The following is a 26308-nucleotide window of genomic DNA, read 5'->3' as shown; positions in this document are numbered from 1 at the left end:
GCCCGTCATGCCGCAAACACTCAACCAGAGCCTGATCGAATTCCTTCAGGCATCGCCCACGCCGTTCCACGCCACTCGCAATCTCGCCCAGCGCCTGCAGGCATCCGGCTTCACTCCGCTCGAGGAACGCGACGCCTGGCATCTGCAGCCCGGCGGGCGCTATTACGTCACGCGCAACGATTCGTCGCTCATTGCCTTCCAGCTCGGCAGCAGAACGATGGTCGAGCACGGCATGCGCCTGGTCGGCGCGCATACCGACAGCCCCTGCCTGCGCGTCAAGCCGCATCCGGACCTGCAGCGCCAGGGCTTCTGGCAGCTCGGCGTGGAAGTCTACGGCGGTGCGCTGCTCGCACCCTGGTTCGACCGCGACCTGTCGCTCGCCGGCCGCGTCACCTACAGCCGCGACGGCCGCATCGAAAGCCAGCTGATCGACTTCCGGCTGCCCATCGCAGTGATCCCCAGCCTGGCCATTCACCTCAACCGCGAAGCGAACCAGGGCTGGGCCATCAACGCCCAGAACGAGCTGCCACCACTGATCGCCCAGGTACTCGGCGAGGAAAACCCCGATCTGCGTGCGCTGCTGGCCGAACAGCTGAGCCGCGAGCACGATCTGATCGCCGACGTGATTCTGGACTTCGAGCTCAGTCTCTACGACACCCAGCCAGCCGCAGTGGTCGGCCTCAACGGCGATTTCATCGCCGGCGCCCGCCTTGACAACCTGTTGTCCTGCTTCGCCGGCTTGCAGGCGCTGCTGAACGCTGCGCCGGAGGAGACCTGCCTACTCGTCTGTACCGATCACGAGGAGGTCGGCTCCTGTTCCATGTGCGGTGCCGACGGCCCGTTCCTCGAACAGGTGCTGCGTCGCGTGCTCCCGGAGGATGAGAGTTTCCAGCGCTGCATCAACCGTTCCCTGCTGATTTCCGCCGACAACGCGCACGCCGTGCACCCCAACTATGCCGACAAACACGATGGCAACCACGGACCGAAGCTCAACGCCGGCCCGGTGATCAAGGTCAACAGCAACCAGCGCTACGCCACCAGCAGCGAAACCGCCGGTTTCTTCCGTCATCTATGCGTGGAAAACGAGGTGCCGGTACAGAGCTTCGTCACCCGCAGCGATCTCGGCTGCGGCTCGACCATCGGTCCGATCACCGCCGGTCAGCTCGGCGTGCGCACGGTCGATATCGGCCTGCCGACCTTCGCCATGCATTCGATCCGCGAACTGGCCGGCAGTCAGGATCTGGCGCACCTGGTGAAAGTACTCACTGCCTTCTATTCGAGCAGCACGCTGCCCTGAAACGGACGCGGGTGCGCCGGCCAGCGCCCCGCATCGATGGTCACTGCAGATCGGCGTCGATGACCAGTGCCAGCTTGCCGGAGACGGTATTGCTGGCCAGGGCCGCGAAGGCCGCTTCGGCATCGCCGATCGGGAAGCACTGCTCCAGACGCGGTGACAATCTACCCTCGGCGAACATTGGCCAGACATTTTCCTCCATCTCGGCGAGCAACCCGGCCTTGTAGTCCGCATCGCGGCTGCGTAGCGTCGAGCCGATCAGCTGGATGCGCTTGGCCAACAGCGCCGCCAGGTCCAGCTCGGCCTTGCGTCCGCCCATCAGGCCGATCATCACCCAGCGCGCGTCCAGCCCCAGCAGCTGCAGGTTCAGTGCAGCGTACTTGGCACCGACCGGATCGAGGATCAGGTCGAATGGCGCGAAATCGCGCAGCGCCTCCAGCGCCTCTCCACGCAGCACGCCGCCTTGTGCACCGAGCGCCTCGCAGTAGGCCAGACGCTCCGCCGATCCCACGCTGACCCAGCAGGGGTTGTCGAATGCCTTGCACAGCTGGATCGCCGCCGAACCGACACCGCTGGCCCCAGCATGCAGCAGCACCTTCTCGCCAGGTTGCAGCGCACCCAGCCGATACAGATTGAGCCAGGCCGTGGCATACACCTCGGGAATCACCGCCGCCTCGCGCAGCGACAGTCCCGCCGGCACCGGCAGCGCATGCCGGGCATCGACCACCACCTCCTCCGCCATACCGCCACCAGCCAGCAAGGTGCAGACCCGATCGCCAACCTGCCAACGGCTACCCGCGCCGGCCTCTATGACCACCCCAGCACACTCCAGACCAAGGGTATCGGTCACGCCCGCTGGCGGCGGATAATGACCGGCACGCTGCAACAGATCGGCACGGTTCAACCCAGCGGCCGCAACGCGGATTCGCACCTCACCCTCGCCACATTCCGGGGCTGGTCGTTGCGCCCACTCCAGTTCCCCCTCGACGCCTTGCAATGCCTTCATGCTGCCTCCATAGTGAGTCCAATCCTGCGCCCAACCGTTACTCGCTGGTCTCTCCCAGCCATACCGACGGGCGCGTGCTTCATACCGCCGGACGCCTGACGAACCGGCGCCAACCCTAGATGGCCTAATATGCGTTATTCCTCAGCCTTACGTCGCCCTCAAACCATGAAACGCACGCTTGCCTGCACCGTTTTCACCCTGCTGTTCGGCCTCCAGGCCTCGCTGGCGTTGGCCAAGCCTGGCGACGCACCGAAGTGGGATTACCTGCAGCCGGACCGCGAGCAGGTCATCGCCAGCCTGAACGTCGTCGAGCTACTCAAGCGCCACCATTACAACAAGCCACCGCTCAACGACGCACGCTCGGCAAAGATCTTCGACAGCTACATAGAGATGCTCGATCCGGCGCGCAGCTATTTCCTCGCATCGGACCTCGCCGAATTCAATCGCTGGCGCACCGAGTTTGACGACTTCCTTAAGCGCGGCAACCTGGAGCCGGGCTTCCTCATCTACAAGCGTCACCTCGAGCGCCTGGAAGATCGCCTCAACTATGCGCTGGGCCTGCTGCAACAGGGCGTCGACAAGATCGACTTCACCCTCGACGAGACGCTGCTGGTGGATCGAGAGAAAGCCGCCTGGGCGAAGGATCGCGCCGAACTCGATGACCTCTGGCGCAAGCGCGTGAAGGATGAAGTCCTGCGCCTGAAGATTGCCGGCAAGGAGCCCAAGGCCATTCAGGAACTGCTGACCAAGCGCTACAAGAACCAGCTCGCGCGACTGGAGCAGACTCGCGGCGAGGATGTGTTCCAGACCTACATCAACGCCTTCGCGCAGTCCTACGACCCGCACACGCAATACCTGTCGCCGGATAACGCGGAGAACTTCGATATCAACATGAGCCTGTCGCTGGAAGGCATCGGTGCGGTGCTGCAGAGCGACAACGAGCACGTCAAGATCGTGCGCCTGGTGCCGGCCGGCCCGGCAGAGAAAAGCAAGCAGCTGGCGCCGGCCGACAAGATCATCGGCGTCGCCCAGAGTGATGACGAGATGGTCGACGTGATTGGCTGGCGACTGGACGAAGTGGTCAAGCTGATTCGCGGTCCGAAGGGCTCGGTTGTGCGCCTGGAAGTGATTCCGGCGAGCAACGCACCCAACGACCAGACCAGCAAGATCGTCGCGATCACTCGCGAAGCGGTGAAGCTGGAAGAACAGGCGGCGAAGAAATCGGTGCTCAACCTCGAGCACCAGGGTCAGCAGTTCAAGCTCGGTGTCATCGAGATACCGGCCTTCTACCTCGACTTCAAAGCGCTGCGCGCCGGCGACCAGAACTACAAGAGCACCACCCGCGACGTGAAGAAACTGCTGACCGAGCTGCAGCAGGAGAAGGTTGATGGCGTAGTGATCGACCTACGCAACAACGGCGGCGGATCGCTGCAGGAAGCCACCGAGCTGACCGGCTTGTTCATCGACCAGGGGCCGACCGTACTGGTGCGCAACGCCGACGGCCGCGTCGACGTGCTGGCCGACGAGAACGTCGGTGCATTCTATAAAGGTCCGCTAGCGGTGCTGGTCAATCGATTGTCCGCCTCCGCTTCGGAGATCTTCGCTGGCGCCATGCAGGACTATCACCGCGCTCTGATCCTCGGCGGACAGACGTTTGGCAAGGGCACCGTGCAGACCATCCAGCCTCTCAACCACGGCGAACTGAAGCTCACTCTGGCCAAGTTCTACCGGGTTTCCGGGCAGAGCACCCAGCACCAGGGCGTGATTCCGGACATCAGCTATCCGGCCGACGTCGATACCAAGGAGATCGGCGAAAGCGCGCTGCCCGAGGCAATGCCCTGGGACAGCATCCGCGCCGCGATCAATCCTGATATGAACCCGTTCAAGCCGTTCCTCGCCGAACTCAAGGCGCGCCACGAGGCGCGTACCGAGCAGAATCCGGACTTCGTGTTTACGCGTGATCGCCTGGCTCTAACCCAAGAGCTGATGCATGAAACCACGGTAAGTCTCAACGAGAGCAAGCGTCGCGCGCAGCAGGCCGCTATCGAGAAACGTCAGCTGTCGCTGGAAAACGCGCTGCGCCAGGCCAAGGGCGAAGAACCTCTGGCCAAGCTGGAAAAGGACGACGAGACGAGTACGCCTCACGAGCCCGAGAAACTCAAGCCGGAGGACGACGCCTATCTCGCGGAGAGCGGACGGATTCTGCTCGACTACTTGGGTCTCGATTCAGCGATGGCACAGCACTGATTACTGAACTGCGCTAACAGAAAGGCCGCCCAACGAGGCGGCCTTTTTTCATTCTCATCAGCTCCAGCAGACCTTATATGCCGCGGTGTGCGGCGAGCGCCTTGTAGCGATCGGCTACTGCCGGATCCGCAGCCAGGCCATAGCCACCGGCACGGTAAAGCTGCTCTAGCCGCATCGCCGCCAGCGGATGCCCGGCAGTTGCCGCCTGCTCCCACCAGCGCGCAGCCTCAGGGCCATCTGGACCACGCGAGGCATCTTCACTGAGACTGATCACGCCCAGCTGGTAGGCCGCTTTGGCATCGCCGGCCTGAGCAGCCAAACGCAACAGCCGTATGCCTTCCTGTTTTGCGCCCAGACCCTGGCCACGAAAATAGAGCATATGGCCGTAGAAACTCTGCGCGGCACGATCGCCCAGATTGGCCTTGCGCGAGAACTGCCCTTCCATCCAGCGCCATAGCTTCGGCTGTTGCACCGCCCAACGCGCAGCCATCAGTTTGCGGGCGAGCAGATAGCCTGCGCTCGCGCGCAGCTTCCAGAGCATCATGGAACCTCCGGATAGTCGAATTCAAAAACCCGCGCGACCTCGCCAGCGTGCCAGGATGCCGCAGCGAACCCATCTGACGGTCCACTGAAGCGCCCGAGTTTCGTCGCACACTCGAAGAACCCCGTACGGGGTAGACGGCTGGCGCCCTGACTGATGACCAGTGCGCTGCGCAAAGGCCGTTCCGCCCGCGCATCCAACGCGGCCAGATGCTCCAGCGCAGCGGTCAGCGTTTGCATGGCCGGAGCCGGCAATTGCAGGCGCTCGACCAATGCTCGATAGGTCACCAGATGACGCTGCCGGCGAGCCTCGCCCAACTCCAGCAGCAGCGCTTGCCAATGCTGCCGACTGATGCGTACCGCAGGACGTTGCAGGTTCAAGCGTCGTCCTCCCAGCGTGGTACCTCGAGGGCACGGGCCAAGGCGCGGCGGATCGCCGTATCGGGTACCCGCTCACCGCTTTCAATCAATGCGAGATAGGCCGGGCTGATACCTACTGAGCGGGCCAACGCTGCGATATCCAGCCCCTTCGCCTCACGCAATTGTGGCAGCTGTCGCAGCGCCGGTGCGCAAACAGCTTCAGGGGCAGGCTGAGGAGCGTCGGGCCGTCGCCCTACCGCATTCAGCAGCGCTTCATATTCGCTCCACGGCAGGACAGCATATTCGGGTGCGCCATCGCGCATGATGACCTGCACATTCATCTTTCTTTCCTGAACTCTTTGGCCTAGATAGCCGAATCTTAACAGTCTGGACAGGCAATGGAGCATCGCGCTGCCACTGCATTTCACTGTATGCAACGGCAGCGCATCCGCTCTAACGTCGCTCGGTTTCCTGCGCTGCCGGCAACACCTCCAGCGCCGCTTTACGCGACGGTGGCTGAGCGTCGCGCCAGCCACGAAACGCCACAAGCTCGTCGGACCACTTGCGCATGACCCAACCCATCACCGCCAGGTCATCGATGAAGCCGAGCCCGGGAATCCAGTCCGGAAGCGCATCCAGCGGCGACAGAAAGTACAACAGCGCGGCAACTACCGATACGAGCGTCGACTTGCTGATCACCCGGTACTCTCCGCGCCACCAAGCGACACACAACGCCTGAAACAGCGACAGATCCTCACGCAAACCTTTCAGCAACCCGCCGTGAGAGGAACGCTTACGCGCGACCGCCAGCAGCAACGCGGGAACTCTGCCACGAGCAATGACGCGTTGGGCAACGGGTAGGTATCGCAGGAAATTCCAGGGCGCTTTCATACAGAGTTTCCTCCAGGCAGCGTCCTTGCTGGGTTAGCGAGGTTACCCACAGAAGCTGTGGATAACCTTGTGAATTGTTTATGGATGATTGCGTCAAACGCCCTACTCACGGGCCTCCGAGACAAATCGTTCCTTTTTTGCGCAGCCGCCCAAGTCATTGAAAAACAATGACTTATGTCATCTGATCAAGCAACGACAAGGAGGCGGAGACGAACGGTCTACTGGCCGTTTGAAATGTGCATAACCGTCATATGTCAACGCTTTTTCGATAGCGTTTTTGACTGGCCCGCAGCGACAGGGTTCGGCGAAAAGTGGGGCCTGCAGCCAAAGCGAGCCATTGCGGCTCGCTTTGGCTGCAGGTTACAGACTGAGCTTGCTGCGGTTCTTCTCAAGGGTTGCCGCGCCGATGCCCTTGACCTCCAGCAGCTCGTCGACTGACTGGAACGGACCGTGGTTGTCGCGATAATCGATGATCGCCTTCGCCTTGGTCGGGCCGATGCCTTTGAGTTCCCGGGTCAGGGTTTCTGCGTCGGCGCTGTTGATCTTGACGACTGCAATCTCGGCATTCGCTGCTGGTACAGCGGCAGGAGCGCTCTGCTGAGGATTACTGGCAGCATGGCCTGGCACGGCCAGCGAGGTGAGTAGCGCGAAGGCCACTGCGGAAAGAAATGCTTTGCTCATATTCACGTCCTTATGAAGTTTGAAGGCTGCGGTACTTCCTGCTCCGCAGCGTGCTTAATCTAGACAGCGTTCTAGCGAAGTCAAAACGGGATGCGTTTTTTGCGAACCCCGTCAACCTGCCGTTACCTCATCGCGTTGAACAGGTTGAGCCCACTGATCTTCACATAGCTCTGCTGCGCCGCCTCGAGGATGACGGTCTGGAACGACAGGCGCGACAACGCTTCGGCATAGTCCAGCTCTTTCAGCTCGGCCTGCACCGATTTGTTCACCAGCGTCACGTCCTCGTTATCGGTCTGCGTCGTTTCGATCACGTTCAGCCGAGCACCGATATTGCCGCGCGCGGCATCGACGCTGACCATGCCGTGGTCGAGGTTGGTCAGCGCGACGGCAACGGCATCGTGAACCCCCTGATTACCCGTGATAGGGTTTTCCAACGCGGAGCGTAGGCTGGCGATGGTGCTGAGGATGCCCTGCTTCTGCTGAGTAGCGTCCAGCGTAACCTCAACCGAATCGCCAGCCGCAGGCGTGCCGTTAAACTGCATGACCACACCACGAAAAACGAGTTTGTCGCTTGTGTCCGTTTTGTCGTCCAAAGAACCGGACGCGAGGACGAGATTGGGATCGGCAAATGGATCAGCAAAATCAGCTGGCGGAGCGCTGAGATCGTAGACGATGTAGTCAGTTTCCGAAGTGAAGTGCACGCCAATGCCCGCAGCGGGAAACGCCGGATTTGCGGTGAGCGCGACCTCATCCTGCACCAGCGGAGCCGAAACGCTCAACGTGGAACCGGCTTGAGCGGTGAAGACGCTTTGGTAACGCCCGGCATTGATCACGTTCTCAAAGACCGACTTGCCATTGTCGCTGATCGGAATATTTAACGAGCTGGCGATTTGCAGCTTGCGCTGCCCCTCATCACCTTCGTAGCTATAGCTGCCATCGGCGCCCCGCACGAACGGCTGTGTCTTGCCCTGAAAGCCCGCGAACAGATATTCGCCTCGCGCGTTACGGGTGTTCATCAACGACAGCAACTCATCCTCTCGCTCGCCCAGTTCGGCCGCAATGGACTTGCGATCCTGCGGATCGAGCGCGCCGTTGCCGGCCTGTACTGCCAGCTCGCGCACGCGCTGCAATACGGTGTTTACCGAATTGAGCGTGACCTCTTCCTGGGTCAGGCTGTTGTTCGCCGCCGTAAGGTTGGCGTTGTACTGGCTCAACACGTTCTGCTGCTGTTCCAGCTGCAGCAGGCGTACCGACGCGACCGGATCGTCGGCCGGAGTGAGGATGCGGTTGCCGGTGCTGATCTGTTCCTGAGTACGGGTCGCGTTGGCGTAGTTGCGTTGCAACCCGGCGACGCCGTTGTTGAATGCCTGCAAGGTCGAGATGCGCATGGTCGGGCCTGTTAGCGGAAGGTGCTGATCAATGTATCGAACAGCGAGCGGGCAACTTGAATGATCTGCGCCGAGGCGTTGTAGTACTGCTCGAACTTGATCAGGTTGGCGGCCTCCTCGTCGAGGTTGACCGCCGACAGCGAGTCGCGGTTGTCGGTGGCCTGCTTGAGGATCGCGCCGTTCGCCTCGCTGTCCAGTCGCGCCTGCGCGGTCAGCGTGCCAACGCGCTCGACCAGCTCGCCATAGCCGTCGGTGAAACTGAAACCGGAACCCGCCACGTTGTTATCGACACCGATGCTCTGCTTGCTTTGCAGGTCGACCAGCTTCAGGGCGTTGCGGTTGTCGGAGACTCCACTCTGGTTGAAGGCGATACTGAAATCATCACCATTCGCCGGACGGCCGCTCATGGCAAAGGCCAGCTGATACGTCTCGGCGCCGGACGTATAAGCCACCCGCACAGTATTGGCAGTGCCCGATGTGAAGCTGGGAGCGGCCGCTAGCGGATTACCCTGATCGTCTACGTACGACCAGCCGCTCGGCAGCGGATCGCCCAGCGTATAGGTCTTGCCGTCCGCGCTCAGTGTTACCTCGAGCGAAAGGCTAGCCGCGCTGAGCACGGTCTTGTCGATCGGCGACGGACCATTGACCAGATCAGGCTGACCGATGACACCGGTTCCGCTGTTTTGCAGATTACCTTCGGCACGCATCGGCGCGGCGAAGGCCAACTGGTCCGCCTGATCGAGCACCGCCGTGATGTCGGTCGCACCGCGGCGCGTGGGCTGCAGGGTGAACTTGTCGCCCACCGCGGGCGCCGGCGTTCCCGGTACGATCTGGAATCCCTGATCCCGGCCGCTCTTGTCGGTGATGCTCAGGCTGCCGTCAGCATTGGTTGTTACCGTCATCGGCTGACTGTCGCTCAGGCGACGCACCGTATAGCCACCAGCGCCATACTCCATCAGATAGTCGCTGGTGGTCAGCAGATTGGTTTGCGTGATGTTAAGCGCCGGCTGCGCATTGCTGCTGTTGCCGGAGAACGCGTTGACGCGCAGCTTGGCCAGCGCCGGATCGTTGTAATCGCCAAACAGCGCCGTCCCCACATTGCCCTTCAGATCCAGCCCTTGTCCGAGCTGGCTGTTGACCTGATCGCTCACCGCCAGTGCCAGACGGCCCAAGGAGTTCATGGTCGAGTCCAGCACCTCGCTGCGATAGCGAATCAGCCCGCCCAGCTCGCCACCGCTGATCTGCGAGGTGATGCCCTGGCGCGAGCCGCCGCTGATGAACTGTACCTCGTGGCGGTTAGGGTCGCCCTGCCCCGGCACCACTTCCAGGCGCGCCACGCTGCTGCCCACCACCAGCGGCTGGCCGCTGCCGATGAAGATGTTAAAGCTGCTGTCGTCCTGCGGAACCACCGTTACGCCGATGTAGGTGGACAGCTGGCGCACCGCCTCTTCGCGAGCATCAAGCAGATCGTTCGGCTGCTTGCCATTGGCGGCAGCGACGGCGATGGCTTCGTTCAGGCTGCCGATGCTGCTGGCCAGTCGGTTGACCTGATCGGTGACTGCGGACATCTGCTTGTTGGTGAAGGCATTCTGCTCGGCTAGCCGGTCGTAGACGGTATTGAAACGCCGTGCCAGACCTTCGGACTCGGCCAGCACCAGCTGCCGCGCCGGAATGTTGGCCGGGTCCTCGGCCGCGGTCTGCAATGCGGAAAAGAAGCTCTGCAATGCCGGGGTGATTCCCGTGGTAGTACCGGCAAGCAGCGAGTCGAGCTGATCAATCTGACTCTTGTAGGCCGCGACGTCGCTATTGAGCGCCGTGCTGCTGCGCAACTGACTGGTCAGGAACTCGCTATAGCTGCGGCGCACATCGACCAGCGTGGTGCCGGAGCCGATATAACCCGCGCCGCTGAACTGTGCCAGCCGTGTCGCCTGGGTCGCATCCTGGCGCGTGTAGCCCGGCGTGTTGACGTTGCTGATGTTGTGGCCGGTGATCGACAGCTGCGTCTTGCTGGCGGAAAGCCCGGACAGGCCAATATTGAGTAGGTCAGCCATGAATTAGCCTCTGGTCCGCATGGCGGGCGCCGAACCTGCGTCGGCGACGGTCTGATAGGTCTGCATCTTGCGCGCGATCTGGCTGATCTTGCGCGCGTACTGCGGATCGGTGGCGTAGCCCGCCTTCTGCAGCTCCTTGACGAAGCGCTCGGAATCACCGGAATTGCTGGCGACCTGAATGGCGGTGCGGTAACGGTCGTTGTTCTCCAGCAGGCTGACGAAGTCGTTGAAGCTCTGCTCGAAGGAGTCGTAGGCACGGAAGCCCGCCACCTCGCGGGTGGCCTTGCCATTGACGTACTCGGTGGTGGTCGCCGAGGCCGACTCGCCCTGCCAGCCGGTAGCCTTGATGCCGAACAGGTTGTGGCTGTTGCTGCCGTCGCGGTGGCGGATCATGGACTTGCCCCAGCCGGTTTCCAGCGCGGCCTGCGCCACCAGGTAGCGTGGCTCGACGCCCAGGCGCTCGGCGGCCTTCTCGGCCATCGGCAGCATGGTGGTGATGAATTCCTCGCGCGAGCTGAAGCGCGTCTTGCTCGGCGCTGCGGCTGCATTCGCCGGCACCCCGTTGACGATCAGCGACTTGTCCTGCGGGGCGGCGAAGGCGGTGGCGGGCTTCCAGTCCAGTTCGACCAGCGGCTTGCCATCGGATACCAGCGCCTGCGGCGCGGCAGGATTGGTAGCCGAAACATTGGCGACCTGCCGCTCGCTGAGCTTGCCTGGCAGCGCCAGGCGACGCTGGTTGAGCAGTCGCGAATCGTCGCGCACGGCGTCGGTCGCGGCTGCCGGCTTGCTCGGCCAGCTCGCGCCTTCGGTAGCAGCGACCTGGGCGAAGGGATTCGAACGGCTGGCGGTTTCGGTCTGCTTGCTCAGCTGGCGCACCAGCACGTCGGCCAAGCCAATGCCGCCACCGTCTTTTGACAGACTGACCGACAGCTGCTGGTCGTACATTTCCTGATACTGCTTGGCGGCCTGGCTGTTCAGCGGGTTGTCTTCGGCCAGCACGGCATTGGCCGAGCGCATGGACTTGAGCATCTCGTTGAGAAACAGCGACTCGAACTCCTGCGCAACCTTGCGCACGTTTTCTTCGCCATCACGATCCTTGCCCACCTTCAGCTGGTTGAGGCGATTGAGATCGGTGTAGCTGCCGCTGTCGAGACCGCGCCCGCCGGCGCCCAGACGAGTATCCATATCCGTTAAACCCTTAGATCACGATCAGATCGGCCTGCAACGCACCAGCCTGCTTGAGCGCCTCGAGAATGGCCATGAGGTCGCTGGGCGCCGCGCCGACCTGGTTCACCGCACGCACGATCTCGTCCAGCGTGGTGCCGGGACCAAACTTGAACATCGGCTTGGCTTCCTCTTCGGCCTGCACCCGGGAGTTGGGCACCACCGCGGTCTGCCCAGCGGAGAACGCCTCCGGCTGGCTAACCTGCGGATCCTCGGTAATGGTCACCGTCAGGCTGCCGTGGGTGACGGCGGCTGGCTGCACGCGCACGTTCTGACCGATGACGATGGTGCCGGTGCGCGAATTGATGATGACCTTGGCCACCGCCTGGCCGACGTCAACCTCGAGATTCTCCAGGATCGACAGGTAATCCACGCGCTGGCTCGGGTCCAGCGGCGCGCTGACGCTGATGGAGCCGCCATCCAGCGCCTGCGCCACGCCTGGGCCGAGTAGGTCATTGATCTGGTCGACGATATTCTTCGCCGTGGTGAAGTCCGGTCGATTGAGGTTGAGCGTCAGCGTGTTGCCTTGGTTGAAGGCACTCGGCACCTGCCGTTCGACGGTCGCCCCTCCCGGAATTCGCCCGGCCGACGGTACGTTGACGGTGACCCGTGAGCCGTCGGCGCCGCTGGCATCGAAACCGCCGACCACCAGGTTGCCCTGGGCGATGGCGTAGACGTTGCCGTCGATGCCCTTGAGCGGCGCCATCAGCAGGCTGCCGCCGCGCAGGCTCTTGGCGTTACCGATAGAGGACACGGTGATGTCGATGGTCTGCCCAGGCTTGGCGAATGGCGGCAACTCGGCGTGAATGGAAACCGCCGCGACGTTCTTCAGCTGCACGTTGCCGCCGGCCGGCACTTTGATGCCGAACTGCGCCAGCATGTTGTTGAACGTCTGCACGGTGAACGGCGTCTGTGTAGTCTGGTCGCCGCTGCCGTTCAGGCCGACCACCAGTCCGTAGCCGACCAGCTGGTTGGCGCGCACGCCGTTGATGGTGGCGACGTCTTTTAGGCGCTCGGCCTGGGCGGTCATGGCCAGGCCGAGCAGGCCGAGCAGCACGAAGATTTTGCGCATCATGGAACAGCCTCCGGTCAGAACGGCCACAGCGGGCTGATGAAGAAGCGATCCAGCCAACCCGGCTGGCTCGCGTCGGCGAAGGCACCCGTGCCCGAATAGGTGATGCGCGCGTCGGCAATCCGTGTCGAAGGCACGGTGTTGTCCGTGGTGATGTCGTCGGCCCGCACCAGGCCGGCGATGCGCACCAGCTCGTCGCCGGTGTTGAGCGTCATCCACTTCTCACCGCGCACCGCGAGGATACCGTTGGGCAGCACCTCCGAGACGGTCACCGTGATCGAGCCGGACAGGCTGTTGCTCTGCCCCGCCTGACCGGAGCCGGAGGTGTCACGCTCAGCCTCGTATTCGGCGCCGAGCGTCATCTTGTTGCCGGTCAGCGGATTGCCCATCGAAACGCCACCGCCGAACAGCGAGCCCAGGCCGATGTTGGCGCTGCTGTCCTTGGAAATCTGCGACGAGGCGTTCTTGCTCGCCTGGGTCCGCTCGTTGAGGGTGATGGTGATGATGTCGCCCACCCGGAAGGCCTTGCGGTCGTCGTAGAGGTTGGTCTCGAAACCGGCCTGATAGATCGCACCGTTGTTCTGCGCCGCCGGCAGCGGCGTACGCGGCAGCACCGGCGCGTAGTACGGATCGTTCGGCTTGGGCGCCGGCGCCACGCAGCCGGCCAGGGCCAGCGCGGACGATATCGAAACAACAACGGTCAACAAGCGGCTCATACACACCTCAGCCCGGACGGGGCCATTGAAACGACTTCGGACACAGCGAGCTATCCATGCCCTGCAACAACGGTTAACGCGACTTACAACTGCTGGGTAACGAACGACAGCATCTGGTCGGCGGTGGAGATGACCTTGGAGTTCATCTCGTAGGCGCGCTGGGTGGTGATCATGTTGACCAGCTCCTCCACCACGCTGACGTTGGAGTTTTCAAGGGTGTTTTGCAGCACCGTACCCAGGCCGTTGAGGCCCGGCGTACTGATCTGCGGCGCGCCGCTGGCCGCGGTCTCCAGGAACAGGTTGCTGCCCATCGCCTGCAGGCCGGCCGGGTTGATGAAGTCAGCCGTCTGGATATTGCCGATGATCTGCGGCTGCGCATTGCCCAGCATAGTCACCGAGACGGTGCCGTCTTCGCCGACGGTGAAAGTCTGGGTTTCCGGCGGCACGACAATGGCAGGTTCCAGCGAATAGCCGTTGGAGGTGACGATCTGGCCGTCGGAGCTCAGGTGGAAGCTACCGTCGCGGGTGTAAGACACGGTGCCGTCAGGCAGCAGCACCTGGAAGAAGCCGCGCCCGTTGATCGCCATGTCGAGCGGCTGTTCGGTGGTCTGCAGGCTGCCGGTGGTAAAGATCTTCTGCGTGCCGGTGATGCGTACCCCGGTACCCAGTTGCAGGCCGGACGGCAGCTCGCTGTCCTGGCTGGACTGCCCGCCGGGCTGGCGACGAATCTGATAGAGCAGGTCCTGGAATTCGGCACGATCACGCTTGAAGCCGGTGGTCGAGACGTTGGCCAGGTTGTTCGAGATGGTCGTCAGGTTCATGTCCTGGGCGGACAAACCGGTCTTGCTGACCCAAAGTGCTGGAAGCATGTGCTTTCTCCTCGTGCGTCGAGCGGACGCGACGCGCTGGTGTTAGCTGATCTGCAGGACGCGAGCCATCGCAGCCGCATCATCCTCGGCGGTGCGCATCATTTTCACGTGCAGTTCGAACTGGCGCGACAGCGCCAGCATGGATGTCATTTCGGCCACCGCATTCACGTTGCTCGCCTCGAGGAAGCCCGAGGTCACGCGCACGCCTGCGTCAGCCTCCACGGGCTGGCCGCCCTTCATGCGAATCAGGCCATCGGTGCCCTTCTCCAGCTGCTGCGGATCGGGATTGACCAGCTTCAGGCGATCGACGGTGACGACTACGTTCGGGTCTTCGCCCAACGCGCGGATGCTGATGGTGCCGTCCTGACCGATGTCGACCTTTTCCTCGGGCGGAATGGCGATCGGCCCGCCGTTGCCCATCACCGGCATGCCATCGGCGGTACGCAGCACGCCGAGCACATCGATGTTCAGGCTGCCGGTGCGCACGTAGGCTTCACCACCATCGGGCGCCTGCACCGCAATCCAGCCCTCGCCCTCGATGGCGACGTCCAGATCGCGCCCGGTTTCCTGCAGCGCGCCGGCGGTAAAGTCCGTCCCCGGGCGCTCGGTCATCGCGTAGACGCGCGCCGGGAAACTGTCGCCGAACACTTGCATCGAACGCGCCTGCTCGAAGTCCCGCCGAAATCCGGTGGTGGAGATGTTCGCCAGGTTGTTCGCATGGGCCTGCTGTGCCCGCGCGTTCTGGCTGGCGCCGGTCATGGCCACGTAGAGCATCTTGTCCATCAGCAAACTCCAAGACGCGAGATTGACACTCGCCATTCTGTTGACATCGAGATAGCAAGGCGCGTGCCACCGCGACCATAACCGCCCAAGCCATTGAATCAGAAGCGCTTTTCAGAAACGACGAAGGCCCTTGCGGGCCTTCGATCGAGGAAGCGGCGGAATCCTGCCGGTGGCGGCAAGCCGCTTGCCTCTCAACCTCAGCGCAGGTTGATGATGGTCTGAGTGATCGCGCTTTCCGTCTCGATGGTCTTGGCGTTCGCCTGATAGTTGCGCTGGGCGACGATCAGGTTGACCAGCTGGTCGGACAGTTCGACGTTGGAGTCTTCCAGCGCACCGGCCTGCAGCGCCCCGAGGGTGCCGGACATCGGCGTGCCCACCACCGGCTCACCGGATTCGAACGACTGCACCCACTGCGTCTTGCCCACCGGAGTCAGGCCCTGCACGTTGGCAAAGTTGGCCAGCACAATCTGCCCCTGCACCTTGGACTGGCCGTTGGTGTAACGCGCGAAGATCACGCCGGTGTCGTCGATTTCCAGGCCGGCCAGCTCGCCGGTGGTGTAACCGTCCTGAGCCACGCTGTTTACCGCAAAGGTACTGGCGTACTGCGAGGACTTGGAGAAGTCGAGGACGATGCCACCCGGGTTGGCCAGGGCGCCGTTGGCCGACCAGGTGGCTGGGCTACCACCGTCGGATATCGCCGGAATCCAGCCACCCGCCGGGGGGTTGCCCGTGGCGGAATTCAGCGTCACCTTCAGGTCCGGCGAGACGCTGAACAGCCCTGAGCCACCATTATCGATGCCCGTCAGAGCACCGGAGGAATTGAACGACAGCCCCATGACGTAAGGCTGCGGCGGCTGCTGCGCCGGGTTGGCAGGATTGCGCCCATCGATCAGCACCTTCATGTCCCAGGTGTTCGCACTCGTCTTGACGAAATACTGCGTCATGACATGCGCATTACCCTGCGAATCGTAGATGTTCAGCGAGGTCGAGCTGTTGTAGGTGGTGGGGTCGGTTGGATCGAACGTCGCATTCGCCGCGGTCAACGCCGCTGTCACGTTCGCCGGCAGCGCTTTCGCGGCATCCCCCGCGGCTTGGGCATTAGCAATATTCGTCGCGTCGACCAGTGCTGCAGCGCGAGCGGCATCGGCTGCCGTTGTGTCGCCCGATGCGGCGAGCTCGGCATCGTAGGCAGCCTGTCCGGCCGCTGTCAGCGAGTTGTTATAGGCCGTGTCATAGAACGGCTGCACCTCGGCATCATAGGCAGCCTGCCAAGTCGTCGGCGATTTCTGCGTCGAATTCAGGTTGAACGCCGTGGTGATCTGGCTGGTCGCCTTCGGCGCCTGGTTGGTGGTCTGCACCTGCAGGTCGCCAACCACGCCGCTCTGCAGATTGCCGTTCGCATCGACCGGATAGCCCTGCAGCTTGTAGCCGAAGTTATCGACCAGGAAACCGGTGCGGTCGGTGCCGAAGTAGCCCGCGCGGGTATAGCTCATGGCGCCGTTGTTACTGACTTGGAAGAAGCCGTTGCCGTTGATCGCCAGGTCCAGCGCGTTCTGTGTGTAGTTGATGTTGCCCTGGTTGAACTGCTGGGAAATGTTCGACATCAGCACCCCGCTGCCTTGCGGGTTCTTGCCAGTGCCCATGACGGACGCGGCATACACATCGGAAAACTCCGCGCGCGACTGCTTGAAGCCGACCGTCCCGGCGTTGGCGATGTTGTTGCCGGTGACGTTGAGGTCCTTGCTCGCGGCACGCAGGCCGCTGAGACCGATATTGAAGGACATTGAATCGCTCCTTTCGCCGGGTGCCGGCGGTTATTGTCCGATGACCTGGACTTGGGAAAGCCCGATGCTGCCGATACCGGCCAGGTTGAGCATCAGCTCCCCGCCGTTCTGCCCGAGCGTGACGCTGTCCACATTGGCCGGAAGCAGGGTGTACAGCCCCTTCGTTTCGCCGTCGTAGGTAGCCTGCGCCTCGAACTTGTAGGTGCCGGGCGGCAAGGTTTTGCCGCTCGCATCCTTGCCGTCCCACATGAAGGAGACGTTGCCGGCCTGCTGCTGCCCGAGATTGACGCGTCCGACCGAAGCGCCGGTGCTGTCGTAGATGTTGACGAACACGTTGCTGCTCGACGTTGGCAGCACCAGGCTGGCTTTGAAGGTTTCGCTGGTGTCGACCACCGCCTTGTCGGTCGGCACGATGACCTTGCGTCCGACCAGCGACGAAGCCTGCAACGCCTGTGACGACTGGTAGCCGGACAGGATGGTCTCCATGCTGGAGTTCAGCTTCTCGACACCCTCGACAGTGCTGAACTGCGCAAGCTGACCGATGAACTCGCCGTTCTCCTGTGGCTCCAGCGGATTCTGGTTGTTCATCTGCGCGACCAGCAGCTCGAGAAACTCGTTCTTGCCGAGTTCTTCGCCCTTGACCTCACGGTCCTTGCCGAACTGGTACTGGTCCAGTATCGAGCCGGTACCGCCAACGCCGCTTGTTGTGCTCATCAAAAGGCTCCCTTACTGACCCAGCGTCAGCACTTTCTGCAGCATGGTCTTGGCCGTGTTCATCAGCTCGGCGTTGGTCTGGAACGCGCGGCTGGCGGAAATCATGTCGGCCATTTCCTCCACCACATTCACGTTCGGGTAGTAGACGTAGCCCTTATCGTCGGCCGCCGGGTGATTGGGCTCGTAACGGGCCTGCAACTCGCTCTGGTCCTCGACCACACCGAGCACCTGCACGCCGACGCCGGCCTGGTCCTGATCCGCGAACAGTGACTCGTTCGGCGCGCCGCTGGCCTGCTGCAGCATGGTGGCAAACACTGGGTGACGGGCCCGGTAGGTCTCATCGACGCTGGAGGACACCGTTTCGGCGTTGGCAATATTGCTGGAGATGGTGTTGAGGCGCGTGCTTTGCGCGCTCATGCCGCTACCAGCGATGTTGAAGACATTACTCAGGGACATGGCTGGGCTCCTTATTCGCCACGCAGGGCGCTCATCAGCCCGCGAAACTTGCTGTTGAGCAGCGTGAAACTAGCCTGAAAATCCACGGCGTTCTGCGCGTAGTTGGATTGTTCGATCTGTAGATCGACGGTGTTCTGATCGAGCGAGGCATGCGCCGGCGTGCGAAAGCGCAACGAAGGATCGGCGATCTCCAGCCCCTCGGCGGCGATATGCCGGGCGTCGGTAGTACGCGTGGCGAAGCTACCCTCACCGCGTGCGGCCTGCGCTGCCAGCACGGCGCCGAAGTCCAGATCACGCGCCTTGTAGTTGGGCGTATCGGCGTTGGCGATGTTGTTGGCCAGCACTTCGGCACGCTGGGCGCGAAAACCAAGCGCCTTCTCGTGAATGCCGAGCGCCTTGTCGAAACTGATGCTCATGGATCTGGACCTCTGCCGGATACAAGTCTGCTGGCGCAAACTTGAGCAAAGCCCATGCCATCTATTCAAGCAATTGATTTTAAAGGATTTATTCTGAGCATCATTCGCTTAGGCGTCAAAAGCGGCAAGGCTTTACCGCTGCGTTGCCGCGTATCGTCATGATGTACGACGGTTTTCTGCCGCCGATAAGGGCTACCGCGCCTGATAAATGATGCCCGGGCTGCACTGGACCATCTGATACAGCTCGGGCAAGCCGTTGAGCGCCTCGGAAGCGCCGAGGAACAGATAGCCGCCTGGCTTGAGCGTCGCATGGATACGGCGAAGGATGTCCTTCTTCACGTCGGCGGAGAAGTAGATCAGTACGTTACGGCAGAACACGATGTCGAACTTGCCCAGCGCGGCATAGCTGTCGAGCAGATTCTGAGTGCGGAACTCGACGCGTGCGCGAATAGGCGGCTTGACCACCCAACGCCCCGGCGCGGCTACATCGAAGTAGCGCTGCAGTCGCTCGCTGGACAAGCCGCGGGCGATGGCCAGGCCGTCATACTCGGCCGCTTTGCTGGCCGCCAGCATGGTCCCGGACAATTCGGTGGCGACGATCTGCACACCCAGTCGCGGCTGGCTCGGGTTTGCCCGCTCGAACTCATCGATACTCATCGACAGCGAATAAGGTTCCTGCCCCGATGAACAGGCAGCCGACCAGATTCGCAGCCGCTGGCCCGCGCCGCTCTTGAGCAGCTCGGGCAGCACCCGGTTCTTGAGAACCTCGAAAGGATAGGTGTCGCGAAACCACAGGGTTTCGTTGGTCGTCATGGCATCGACGACCTGCTCGCGCAGGCCCGAGCGCGGCATGCTCTGAATCTTCCTGACCAATTCACCAAGCGAAGTGATGCGCTGCTGCTCCATCAGCTTGTTCAGTCGACTGGAGACCAGATACTGCTTGTTACTGCCCAGCAGGATGCCGCACGTCTTTTCAAGAAATATCCGGAACTGCTCGAAATCCTGATCGCCTGACACTAATTGCTCCCGCCCTGGTAATGAGAGGTCATGGCCTCAGTTTCGGTCCGCACGCTTTATCCGCTCCGCCACCCGAGTGGCCAGATCGTCCGGCTGGAATTTGGCAAGAAAATCGTCCGCGCCGACCCGCTTGACCATGTTCTGGTTGAACACCCCGGAAAGCGAGGTATGCAAAAGGATATGCATGTCCTGCATACGCGGGTCGTGACGCACCTCAGTAGTCAGGGTATAGCCATCCATTTCCGGCATTTCAATATCGGAAATCATCATCATGAATTCATCGGCCGGACGTCGCCCCTCATCGGCCATTGCCTTCAGATAGTTCAGCGCCTGGCGCCCGTCATTGAGAGCCACAACCTCTACGCCAAGATTCTGCAGACAGCGGATGATCTGCCTCCGCGCAACCGACGAGTCGTCGACGATCAGCACGCGGCACGAGCCGGCACGGGCCTGCACATCGGCATCGATGACAGCGGCCGAAACCGTCTCCGAAACCGGCGCGGCTTCGGCCAGAACTTTTTCCACGTCGATGATCTCGACCATCTGCCCGTCGAAATGCGTCACTGCCGTGAGGTAATGGTCGCGCCCGGCGCCCTTGGGCGGAGGGAGGATTTCCTCCCAGTTCATGTTCACGATGCGCTCGACTGATCGCACCAGGAAACCAAGGGTCCGGTTGTTGTACTCGGTGATGATGGTAAAGCAGCTCTGCAGATCGTCGAGCGCGGGCTTGCCGATGGCCAATGCCAGATCGAGGATCGGCAACGTATTGCCGCGGATATTGGCGACACCTCGGACGACAGCAGTCGAGCGCGGCATGACGGTCAGGCGCGGGCACTGCAGCACTTCTTTCACCTTGAACACGTTAATGCCGTATAGCTGCGCTCCGTCGAGGCGAAACAACAGCAGCTCCAGACGGTTCTGCCCCACCAGCTGGGTTCTCTGGTTAACCGAATCCAATACTCCGGCCATGCCGTCATCCTCTTGCGTTAGCAGCAGCGCTGCCTAAAGCCAAACGGGTCAATGGGCACGCCCCTTGCTTCGGATCGAGCCATGAATGCTCAACCGACATTATTTCGACACGCCGCAAACACGACGCACAGCCGCCTCATCGTCTTCGCGTGTCTGGCCTTGCTTAGCGCCCCTGCTCTGGGGCAGCAGACGCCAACTCTGTCACATCCCGACCAGCTTATCGACGAGACTCGAAAGTTTCTTGAGCAGGCGACGACAGACTATCTGCGACGTAGCGACATCGCAGGCCGTCACGAAATCGAAGTGAACCGCCTCGACCCTCGCCTGCGCCTGGCCAGTTGCGACAAGCCACTCACCGTCAAGCTCGAGAGTCCCGCGCAACCGATCGGCCGCGTCACGGTTCGTGTCAGCTGCGAAGGCAGCTCGCCGTGGTCGCTGTTCGTTCCTGGCCAGGTTCGTCTGTATCGGGATGTCATCATCGCCACCCGCCCGCTCAAGCGGGACAGCTCCCTCAGTGCGGCCGATGTCTCCCTGGCCGAACGAGATGTGTCGTTGCTCACCCAGGGCTATCTGACGTCGCTCGACCAGGTATTGGGCAACAAGCTGACGCGCCCGGTTCAACTCGATCAGGTGCTCGCGCCCCCACTTCTGCAGCTCGCCGAGGTGGTACGCAAGGGCGATCAGGTAGTCATCATCGCGCGCAGCGGAGGAATCAATGTCCGCATGCCAGGCGAAGCGATGTCCGACGGTGCGCCCGGCACGCAGATCCGCGTAAAGAACCTGCGCTCGGGACGAGTCGTGAAAGCTCGCGTCGCCGGCCCCGGACAGGTTGAGGTCGCGATGTAGCGCAGCCTCCCGCTACGTGTGCGAGACGCGGCCATGACGATGATGGATAAAAAAGCTAAAGTTCTTCCGGACGCAGCCGAAAACCGGGCAAGCGTCCTGATTCCTTCGAGGTTTGTATCATGGTCATCGACTTCAACCGGCCCAACAGCGCTCTCGGGTCGACCGCTACGCGTAGCGGCAGCGTTCAAGGCAACGAGCGCCCCACGGCGCAGCCGGCGAGCGGCGATACCGCACCAGTCAGCAGCAGTACTACGGCTCCGGCTGGCGAATCCGTACAACTGAGCCCCGAAGCCCAGCGCCTGCAGCAGGCCATGGACAAGCTCAATGAACAGCCGTCCGTAGATCAGGAGCGCGTGGCCAAACTGCGGCAAGCCATCGCCGACGGCAGCTATCAGGTCGACAGCCAGCGCGTCGCCTCCAAGCTGCTGGCGTTTGAAACCCAGCGCTAAGGCGACTCAGCGCCCCTTTCCGAGCCAGACATGCAAGACGAAGCCCTGCTCCAGCAACTCAATGGCGATATCGACATCGCCCATCAATTACTTGAGCTCGCCGAGCAGGAATTCGAGGCGCTGAGTGATCGCGATCTGGCGAAACTGGAAGGCATCCTCTCGCAGACGCAACCTCTGCTTGCACTGCTCGGACAGCATGGCGGCCTGCGCAGCCAGTGGCTGAGCGAACAAGGGCTGAGCTCGGATCGCGCCGGCCTGCAACAACTCGCCGCGAAGAGCGCGCTGGGCACCCGCATTCTTGAGCAGGCCGATTCACTCGAGACCGCATTGAGTGCCTGCCGCGCAGCCAACGAGCGTAACGGCCGACTGATTCGCGCCAATCGCGCAGCGGTCGGCAGCATGCTGGAGATTCTGCAAGGCAGTAACGCGACGCCGGATCTGTACGACAACCGGGGCGGCACGGCCAAGACCACTCAACAAAGGCCTCTCAGCCAGGCCTGACCCCCCACACGGACACGCGGGCATTACCGTTCGCGATGCAGCTGCGCTGAGAGACCCGGAACGTGGCAAATCCTTTCCTTGAAGAAGCTGGCCCACAACCACCCAAGCTGCTGACCTCGCCTCTGGAAATTCATGCGAGCCTCAAACCGCTGCTCGATAACCGCAGCCCGGTGATGATTCGCTTCGACGAGCGCAACCAACGCTACCAAAGCTTTTTGATCGAACTGGACCGTGGGAAAGGCTGGCTTGCGCTGGATGAACTGATCCCCAATGACGGCGAGCGCCTACTGCTTCAGGGCGAAACCTTTCATCTGGAAGCGTTCGACGAAGGCGTGAGAATAGCCTGGAGCAATTCCCAGCCCGTCCACCCGAGCGAGATGGACGGCGCACGCTGTTATTGGGTACCGATTCCCACAGAACTGTCCTATCACCAGCGCCGCAACGCATATCGCGCACCACTGCAAGGTGCCCCCATCGCCACCACTCTGGGCGGTAATAGGCTACGCAACAGCCTGGAAGGCAAGCTTCTCGACATCTCCGCCACCGGCTGCAAGGTGAGTTTCAAAGGCGATATGCAAAGTCGACTGCAGACTGGTCAGGTATACGAACAGTTCTCCGTACGCCTCCCGAGCGGCACCGTGCAGTCTGCTGCGGAACTTCGGCACGTCGCATACGACGAAAAACTTGACCTGACATTCTGCGGATTGAGCTTCTATCGCATCAACGGTCTTACCCAGCGAAATGTCGAGCGTTTTGTCTATCAATTGCAGCGCGAAGCACGCCGTAATCAGGCGGAAGACGCGCTCGACTGAGCAGATACTCCGCCAGCAGGACGCTAGAAGCACTACGGTGGTGGAAGCGAGTCTCGCTCCAAGACAGGAAAGTAGCGAAGCAGCGCTACTGCAGGACTGGCGTCCCAGGCGAGGTTCGAACTCACAACCTTCCCCTTAGGAGGGGGACGCTCTATCCAATTGAGCTACTGGGACGTGCGCGCGGCATGTTAGCGAGCCGAGCCGTTTTTGTCATGTCACGTCACCCATCAGCCAGCATGCAAAATGCAATTCCGATTTTTGAAATCATGCATCCTGCAATGCGTCACCGTCTCATAGTTATTCTAACTTATTGATTTTAAAGTCATTTATTTTAACCAGCCACTGGCATGACGTGTGCTTACTATGGGATAGCCCATCAGCGAAGGATACGCATTATGTGGAAAATGATTTGCCTGCTCGGCATGACGCTCGCGGTCGATGCAGCCATGACACACCCTCCGACGGAACACAGCACCGAATTTAGAACAGCGAATGCAGCGCAGTCAGGCGTGCTAAGCCTCGAAGCGCCTGCCGCACGCGTTTTGAACATCAGCGGAATCGGCCCAGCGAGCGTCAGCCAACCACAGCGATGGATCTTCTGATCGATTTAGCCAACGACTAAACCTAGAGGGAGCCGCAATGTCTTATTTCGCCATCTTCTATTTAGCCATTGGGGCAATCTTCGGCGCCTTTCTCATCCTCGTCGATCCACAAGTCGCCAAAGGCTGGTACATCGCTGCGCAGGCAGGACTAGGCATCTGCAGCCTAGCCTTTCTAGGCGCCATGTTGATTGGGCGACGCATCAAGTTCGACCCCTTGCTGCGTTGACATGATTCGCACCTGCCTGGCAATTATCTGGGTGCGGCGGATCACAATCGGCGCGTGCTAATAGCAAAATGCCTTTACCCGCCTCGCATAACCGCCGTACAATTGGCGCCACCAACCCGTCCCAAAAGTTTTTCTACGCACACGGAACAGCGCGGGACGGCGGTTGTCAGACCAATGACCTTTCACGGCAATAAGCCACCACGCCAACCTGACTAACCGGTTTATTATGCGCCCTATGAAGCAGGCAGTTTATTCCAGCCGAACGGCTGACAAATTCGTGGTTCGACTGCCCGACGGCATGCGTGAGCGCATTGCCGACGTCGCGCGCAACCACCACCGCAGCATGAACTCTGAAATTATTGCGCGCCTGGAGCAGAGTCTCCTCCAGGAAGGCGCATTAGATGATGACCTGAGCATGCGCCTGGACAGCCCAGAACTGTCGATGCACGAGCGTGAGCTGTTGCAGCGCTTCCGCCAGCTCACGCATCGCCAACAAAATGCCCTGATCGCCCTGATCGCTCAGGACGCAGAACTGGCTAAAGAAGAGGCCTGAGTACCAGCAGCCGCAAAGGTGGCCTTGCTAGTTGCGATGAGTGCCAATAAAAAATCCGATGCCCCTTTCGCAAGGACATCGGATTTTTTATGCCTGGACGACGGGACTAGAGAAGGAAAACTGTCGCCAACCCCAGAAAGATGAAAAAACCACCGCTGTCGGTCATAGCCGTGATCATCACACTGGCCCCCATTGCCGGATCGCGCCCCAGACGGGCAAGCGTCATGGGAATAAGTACCCCCATCAGCGCAGCCAGAAGCAGATTCAGAGTCATCGCGGCCGTCATCACCACGCCCAGCGACCAGCTGCCGTACAACCAGTAGGCCACAAGGCCAATCACCCCGCCCCAAACCACGCCATTGGCCAGGCCCACCCCCAGCTCCTTGCGCAACAAGCGGGCCGTATTGCCGGTACCAACCTGATCGAGCGCCATAGCGCGCACGATCATGGTGATTGTCTGGTTACCCGAGTTGCCACCGATCCCAGCCACAATCGGCATCAGCGCGGCAAGCGCCACCAGTTTCTCGATCGAGCCATCGAAGAGACCGATCACACGTGAAGCAATAAACGCGGTAACCAGATTCACCGCGAGCCAAGCCCAACGGTTGCGAACTGATTTCCACACTGACGCGAATATATCCTCCTCTTCGCGCAGACCAGCCATGCTGAGCACTTCGCTTTCGCTCTCTTCGCGAATCAGGTCGACCATCTCATCGATCGTGAGTCGCCCAATCAACTTCCCACCCTTGTCAACAACAGGCGTGGAAACCAGGTCATAGCGCTCAAAGGCTTGCGCCGCCTCGTAGGCGTCTTCGTCCGGATGAAAGGTCACGGGATCGCTGGCCATGACCTCGGCCACCTGCTTTTCCGGGTCATTGACCAACAGCCGCTTGATCGGCAGCACCCCTTTGAGCACACCGTCGTAATCGACCACGAACAGCTTGTCAGTATGACCAGGCAGCTCCTTGAGGCGACGCAGGTAGCGCAGCACGACCTCCAGACTGACATCCTCGCGGATGGTCACCATCTCGAAGTCCATCAGCGCACCGACCTGATCTTCCTCATAGGACAAGGCCGAGCGAACCCGCTCTCGCTGCTGTGCGTCGAGCGTTTCCATCAGCTCGTGAACGACATCTCGTGGAAGTTCGGGCGCGAGATCAGCCAGCTCATCGGCATCCATTTCCTTGGCGGCCGCGAGCAGCTCGTGATCATCCATGTCGGCGATCAGCGTCTCTCGCACCGCGTCGGAAACTTCGAGAAGGATGTCGCCGTCACGCTCGGCTTTTACCAGCTGCCAAACGGTAAGACGATCGTCGAGAGGAAGAGCCTCGAGAATATGCGCAACGTCAGCCGGATGTAGCGCATCGAGCTTGCGCTGCAATTCCGCCAGATTCTGCCGATGCACCAGGCTCTCCACCAGCTCCTGATGCTCGCCCTCCTGGCGATGGGTGAGATCCTCGACCACGCGGTGCCGATGCAATAGCTCGATCACCTGCGCCAGGCGATCCTGCAGCGTTTCTTGCGTTTTTTTTGCTTCTACTTCTGTCATGGCGCACTCCACCCTCAGCGCGAGGGGCACGCCAAGAGGATCAATCAGTCATGTGATTGGTAAGCAGGATTCTCAAGCGACTACTGGGTAAGTCCATGGGATGGTTCGATTCCACAAGCCCGAAGGCGAACGCCGCAATGATACCACCGCTCTTTCGGCAAGGCTGTTCAAATGACTGCAGATACAACTGCTTGCGCGGCACTACAGCCCCGAACATCGGCAACAACAAGCTAGGCCCATCTGTCGACGCCTTCACGCCACAGCGAGGCACAGCTGCACAAAGAAGAATTTT

The 26308-nt window shown here is 61.4% G+C and carries 29 protein-coding genes and 1 tRNA gene; 9 read left to right on the top strand and 21 right to left on the bottom strand.

What is annotated here, in order from left to right:
• Nucleotides 1-7 precede the first annotated feature (7 nt).
• A complete protein-coding gene (locus tag U8L64_RS04720) occupies nt 8-1297 on the top strand; it encodes a M18 family aminopeptidase (protein ID WP_043299275.1) in 1290 nt (429 codons plus the stop codon).
• Between the two features lie 40 nt (nt 1298-1337).
• Here U8L64_RS04720 and U8L64_RS04715 read toward each other — a convergent pair whose 3' ends face one another.
• Nucleotides 1338-2300: an NAD(P)H-quinone oxidoreductase gene (locus U8L64_RS04715; RefSeq protein ID WP_333394446.1), complete on the bottom strand. Its 963-nt coding sequence runs from the start codon at nt 2298-2300 to the stop codon at nt 1338-1340.
• Nucleotides 2301-2465: 165 nt separating this feature from the next.
• Here U8L64_RS04715 and U8L64_RS04710 point away from each other — a divergent pair, with 165 nt between their 5' ends.
• Complete coding sequence (locus tag U8L64_RS04710; protein ID WP_077683839.1) at nt 2466-4547, top strand: carboxy terminal-processing peptidase; 2082 nt, start codon at nt 2466-2468, stop codon at nt 4545-4547.
• Nucleotides 4548-4620: 73 nt separating this feature from the next.
• Here the strand turns inward: U8L64_RS04710 and U8L64_RS04705 are convergent, their stop codons facing one another.
• From U8L64_RS04705 to U8L64_RS04620, 18 genes are all read right to left on the bottom strand, one after another.
• Nucleotides 4621-5088, bottom strand: a complete 468-nt coding sequence (locus tag U8L64_RS04705) for a sel1 repeat family protein (RefSeq protein WP_333394587.1) — start codon at nt 5086-5088, stop codon at nt 4621-4623.
• The gene (locus U8L64_RS04700; protein WP_043299270.1) at nt 5088-5468 is read right to left on the bottom strand and encodes a hypothetical protein; all 381 of its coding nucleotides are present in this window, start codon (nt 5466-5468) and stop codon (nt 5088-5090) included. The genes U8L64_RS04705 and U8L64_RS04700 overlap by 1 nt, the downstream gene beginning before the upstream one ends.
• Nucleotides 5465-5788 (bottom strand): helix-turn-helix domain-containing protein, encoded by a 324-nt coding sequence (locus U8L64_RS04695; RefSeq protein ID WP_077683838.1) that lies wholly within the window; start codon nt 5786-5788, stop codon nt 5465-5467. The genes U8L64_RS04700 and U8L64_RS04695 overlap by 4 nt, the downstream gene beginning before the upstream one ends.
• A gap of 112 nt (nt 5789-5900) precedes the next feature.
• Nucleotides 5901-6338 carry a YkvA family protein gene (locus tag U8L64_RS04690; protein WP_333394442.1) on the bottom strand — a complete coding sequence of 146 codons (438 nt, stop codon included), beginning with the start codon at nt 6336-6338 and terminating at the stop codon, nt 5901-5903.
• A 360-nt stretch (nt 6339-6698) separates the two neighbouring features.
• Nucleotides 6699-7019 carry a ComEA family DNA-binding protein gene (locus U8L64_RS04685; RefSeq protein WP_054095124.1) on the bottom strand — a complete coding sequence of 107 codons (321 nt, stop codon included), beginning with the start codon at nt 7017-7019 and terminating at the stop codon, nt 6699-6701.
• 122 nt (nt 7020-7141) lie between these two features.
• Nucleotides 7142-8407 (bottom strand): flagellar hook-associated protein FlgL, encoded by a 1266-nt coding sequence (gene flgL / locus U8L64_RS04680; RefSeq protein WP_333394440.1) that lies wholly within the window; start codon nt 8405-8407, stop codon nt 7142-7144.
• Nucleotides 8408-8418: 11 nt separating this feature from the next.
• Nucleotides 8419-10458 carry a flagellar hook-associated protein FlgK gene (gene flgK / locus U8L64_RS04675; RefSeq protein WP_333394438.1) on the bottom strand — a complete coding sequence of 680 codons (2040 nt, stop codon included), beginning with the start codon at nt 10456-10458 and terminating at the stop codon, nt 8419-8421.
• Between the two features lie 3 nt (nt 10459-10461).
• Nucleotides 10462-11643 (bottom strand): flagellar assembly peptidoglycan hydrolase FlgJ, encoded by a 1182-nt coding sequence (gene flgJ, locus U8L64_RS04670; RefSeq protein WP_333394435.1) that lies wholly within the window; start codon nt 11641-11643, stop codon nt 10462-10464.
• A gap of 13 nt (nt 11644-11656) precedes the next feature.
• A complete protein-coding gene (locus U8L64_RS04665; protein ID WP_043299416.1) occupies nt 11657-12754 on the bottom strand; it encodes a flagellar basal body P-ring protein FlgI in 1098 nt (365 codons plus the stop codon).
• 17 nt (nt 12755-12771) lie between these two features.
• A complete protein-coding gene (gene flgH, locus U8L64_RS04660; RefSeq protein WP_043299257.1) occupies nt 12772-13470 on the bottom strand; it encodes a flagellar basal body L-ring protein FlgH in 699 nt (232 codons plus the stop codon).
• Nucleotides 13471-13553: 83 nt separating this feature from the next.
• Nucleotides 13554-14339: a flagellar basal-body rod protein FlgG gene (gene flgG / locus U8L64_RS04655; RefSeq protein WP_008570745.1), complete on the bottom strand. Its 786-nt coding sequence runs from the start codon at nt 14337-14339 to the stop codon at nt 13554-13556.
• Between the two features lie 42 nt (nt 14340-14381).
• Nucleotides 14382-15122 carry a flagellar basal-body rod protein FlgF gene (flgF, locus tag U8L64_RS04650; protein WP_008570746.1) on the bottom strand — a complete coding sequence of 247 codons (741 nt, stop codon included), beginning with the start codon at nt 15120-15122 and terminating at the stop codon, nt 14382-14384.
• Nucleotides 15123-15319: 197 nt separating this feature from the next.
• Nucleotides 15320-16906 carry a flagellar hook protein FlgE gene (locus U8L64_RS04645; protein ID WP_077683834.1) on the bottom strand — a complete coding sequence of 529 codons (1587 nt, stop codon included), beginning with the start codon at nt 16904-16906 and terminating at the stop codon, nt 15320-15322.
• A gap of 30 nt (nt 16907-16936) precedes the next feature.
• Nucleotides 16937-17620 carry a flagellar hook assembly protein FlgD gene (flgD, locus tag U8L64_RS04640; RefSeq protein ID WP_054095128.1) on the bottom strand — a complete coding sequence of 228 codons (684 nt, stop codon included), beginning with the start codon at nt 17618-17620 and terminating at the stop codon, nt 16937-16939.
• A gap of 12 nt (nt 17621-17632) precedes the next feature.
• A complete protein-coding gene (flgC, locus tag U8L64_RS04635; protein WP_008570749.1) occupies nt 17633-18076 on the bottom strand; it encodes a flagellar basal body rod protein FlgC in 444 nt (147 codons plus the stop codon).
• Between the two features lie 11 nt (nt 18077-18087).
• The gene (gene flgB, locus U8L64_RS04630) at nt 18088-18492 is read right to left on the bottom strand and encodes a flagellar basal body rod protein FlgB (RefSeq protein ID WP_008570750.1); all 405 of its coding nucleotides are present in this window, start codon (nt 18490-18492) and stop codon (nt 18088-18090) included.
• A 192-nt stretch (nt 18493-18684) separates the two neighbouring features.
• Nucleotides 18685-19509 (bottom strand): protein-glutamate O-methyltransferase CheR, encoded by an 825-nt coding sequence (cheR, locus tag U8L64_RS04625; protein ID WP_043299247.1) that lies wholly within the window; start codon nt 19507-19509, stop codon nt 18685-18687.
• Nucleotides 19510-19545: 36 nt separating this feature from the next.
• Entirely contained in the window at nt 19546-20478 is a 933-nt protein-coding gene (locus tag U8L64_RS04620; RefSeq protein ID WP_043299245.1) for a chemotaxis protein CheV, read from the bottom strand.
• A gap of 81 nt (nt 20479-20559) precedes the next feature.
• Between U8L64_RS04620 and flgA the strand changes: the two genes are divergently transcribed.
• From flgA to U8L64_RS04600, 4 genes are all read left to right on the top strand, one after another.
• A complete protein-coding gene (gene flgA / locus U8L64_RS04615) occupies nt 20560-21324 on the top strand; it encodes a flagellar basal body P-ring formation chaperone FlgA (protein WP_333394426.1) in 765 nt (254 codons plus the stop codon).
• A gap of 119 nt (nt 21325-21443) precedes the next feature.
• On the top strand, nt 21444-21773 hold the full coding sequence (gene flgM / locus U8L64_RS04610) for a flagellar biosynthesis anti-sigma factor FlgM (protein ID WP_043299243.1): 330 nt from the start codon (nt 21444-21446) through the stop codon (nt 21771-21773).
• Nucleotides 21774-21803: 30 nt separating this feature from the next.
• Nucleotides 21804-22274, top strand: coding sequence for a flagellar protein FlgN (locus U8L64_RS04605; protein WP_333394423.1), 471 nt, complete (start codon nt 21804-21806; stop codon nt 22272-22274).
• A 62-nt stretch (nt 22275-22336) separates the two neighbouring features.
• Entirely contained in the window at nt 22337-23086 is a 750-nt protein-coding gene (locus U8L64_RS04600; protein ID WP_043299240.1) for a flagellar brake protein, read from the top strand.
• Between the two features lie 97 nt (nt 23087-23183).
• Here the strand turns inward: U8L64_RS04600 and U8L64_RS04595 are convergent.
• Nucleotides 23184-23260, bottom strand: a tRNA-Arg gene (locus tag U8L64_RS04595).
• Between the two features lie 221 nt (nt 23261-23481).
• On the opposite strand from U8L64_RS04595, the gene U8L64_RS04590 reads away from it, so the two are divergent.
• The 3 genes from U8L64_RS04590 (at nt 23482) to U8L64_RS04580 (ending at nt 24467) form a co-directional block, all read left to right on the top strand.
• Nucleotides 23482-23688: a hypothetical protein gene (locus U8L64_RS04590; RefSeq protein ID WP_156715116.1), complete on the top strand. Its 207-nt coding sequence runs from the start codon at nt 23482-23484 to the stop codon at nt 23686-23688.
• Nucleotides 23689-23725: 37 nt separating this feature from the next.
• Nucleotides 23726-23914, top strand: coding sequence for a PA3371 family protein (locus U8L64_RS04585; RefSeq protein ID WP_043299236.1), 189 nt, complete (start codon nt 23726-23728; stop codon nt 23912-23914).
• 226 nt (nt 23915-24140) lie between these two features.
• A complete protein-coding gene (locus tag U8L64_RS04580) occupies nt 24141-24467 on the top strand; it encodes an Arc family DNA-binding protein (RefSeq protein ID WP_003287433.1) in 327 nt (108 codons plus the stop codon).
• A gap of 106 nt (nt 24468-24573) precedes the next feature.
• On the opposite strand, the gene mgtE is transcribed toward U8L64_RS04580, so the two are convergent.
• Nucleotides 24574-26016, bottom strand: coding sequence for a magnesium transporter (gene mgtE / locus U8L64_RS04575; RefSeq protein ID WP_333394414.1), 1443 nt, complete (start codon nt 26014-26016; stop codon nt 24574-24576).
• Between the last annotated feature and the right edge of the window lie 292 nt (nt 26017-26308).

Source organism: Pseudomonas sp. FIP_A4, assembly GCF_036701605.1.
Lineage (GTDB): Bacteria > Pseudomonadota > Gammaproteobacteria > Pseudomonadales > Pseudomonadaceae > Stutzerimonas > Stutzerimonas phenolilytica.
This window is presented reverse-complemented; position numbering and strand designations above follow the sequence as displayed.

Bases quoted from the DNA above. Each gene is read 5' to 3' on its own strand.
- U8L64_RS04720 (WP_043299275.1), top strand. From the start codon at position 8: ATGCCGCAAACACTCAACCAGAGCCTGATCGAATTCCTTCAGGCATCG.
- U8L64_RS04715 (WP_333394446.1), bottom strand. From the start codon at position 2,300: ATGAAGGCATTGCAAGGCGTCGAGGGGGAACTGGAGTGGGCGCAACGA.
- U8L64_RS04710 (WP_077683839.1), top strand. From the start codon at position 2,466: ATGAAACGCACGCTTGCCTGCACCGTTTTCACCCTGCTGTTCGGCCTC.
- U8L64_RS04705 (WP_333394587.1), bottom strand. From the start codon at position 5,088: ATGCTCTGGAAGCTGCGCGCGAGCGCAGGCTATCTGCTCGCCCGCAAA.
- U8L64_RS04695 (WP_077683838.1), bottom strand. From the start codon at position 5,788: ATGAATGTGCAGGTCATCATGCGCGATGGCGCACCCGAATATGCTGTC.
- U8L64_RS04690 (WP_333394442.1), bottom strand. From the start codon at position 6,338: ATGAAAGCGCCCTGGAATTTCCTGCGATACCTACCCGTTGCCCAACGC.
- U8L64_RS04685 (WP_054095124.1), bottom strand. From the start codon at position 7,019: ATGAGCAAAGCATTTCTTTCCGCAGTGGCCTTCGCGCTACTCACCTCG.
- flgL (WP_333394440.1), bottom strand. From the start codon at position 8,407: ATGCGCATCTCGACCTTGCAGGCATTCAACAACGGCGTCGCCGGGTTG.
- flgK (WP_333394438.1), bottom strand. From the start codon at position 10,458: ATGGCTGACCTACTCAATATTGGCCTGTCCGGGCTTTCCGCCAGCAAG.
- flgJ (WP_333394435.1), bottom strand. From the start codon at position 11,643: ATGGATACTCGTCTGGGCGCCGGCGGGCGCGGTCTCGACAGCGGCAGC.
- U8L64_RS04665 (WP_043299416.1), bottom strand. From the start codon at position 12,754: ATGCGCAAAATCTTCGTGCTGCTCGGCCTGCTCGGCCTGGCCATGACC.
- flgH (WP_043299257.1), bottom strand. From the start codon at position 13,470: ATGAGCCGCTTGTTGACCGTTGTTGTTTCGATATCGTCCGCGCTGGCC.
- flgG (WP_008570745.1), bottom strand. From the start codon at position 14,339: ATGCTTCCAGCACTTTGGGTCAGCAAGACCGGTTTGTCCGCCCAGGAC.
- flgF (WP_008570746.1), bottom strand. From the start codon at position 15,122: ATGGACAAGATGCTCTACGTGGCCATGACCGGCGCCAGCCAGAACGCG.
- U8L64_RS04645 (WP_077683834.1), bottom strand. From the start codon at position 16,906: ATGTCCTTCAATATCGGTCTCAGCGGCCTGCGTGCCGCGAGCAAGGAC.
- flgD (WP_054095128.1), bottom strand. From the start codon at position 17,620: ATGAGCACAACAAGCGGCGTTGGCGGTACCGGCTCGATACTGGACCAG.
- flgC (WP_008570749.1), bottom strand. From the start codon at position 18,076: ATGTCCCTGAGTAATGTCTTCAACATCGCTGGTAGCGGCATGAGCGCG.
- flgB (WP_008570750.1), bottom strand. From the start codon at position 18,492: ATGAGCATCAGTTTCGACAAGGCGCTCGGCATTCACGAGAAGGCGCTT.
- U8L64_RS04620 (WP_043299245.1), bottom strand. From the start codon at position 20,478: ATGGCCGGAGTATTGGATTCGGTTAACCAGAGAACCCAGCTGGTGGGG.
- flgA (WP_333394426.1), top strand. From the start codon at position 20,560: ATGAATGCTCAACCGACATTATTTCGACACGCCGCAAACACGACGCAC.
- flgM (WP_043299243.1), top strand. From the start codon at position 21,444: ATGGTCATCGACTTCAACCGGCCCAACAGCGCTCTCGGGTCGACCGCT.
- U8L64_RS04605 (WP_333394423.1), top strand. From the start codon at position 21,804: ATGCAAGACGAAGCCCTGCTCCAGCAACTCAATGGCGATATCGACATC.
- U8L64_RS04590 (WP_156715116.1), top strand. From the start codon at position 23,482: ATGTGGAAAATGATTTGCCTGCTCGGCATGACGCTCGCGGTCGATGCA.
- U8L64_RS04585 (WP_043299236.1), top strand. From the start codon at position 23,726: ATGTCTTATTTCGCCATCTTCTATTTAGCCATTGGGGCAATCTTCGGC.
- U8L64_RS04580 (WP_003287433.1), top strand. From the start codon at position 24,141: ATGCGCCCTATGAAGCAGGCAGTTTATTCCAGCCGAACGGCTGACAAA.
- mgtE (WP_333394414.1), bottom strand. From the start codon at position 26,016: ATGACAGAAGTAGAAGCAAAAAAAACGCAAGAAACGCTGCAGGATCGC.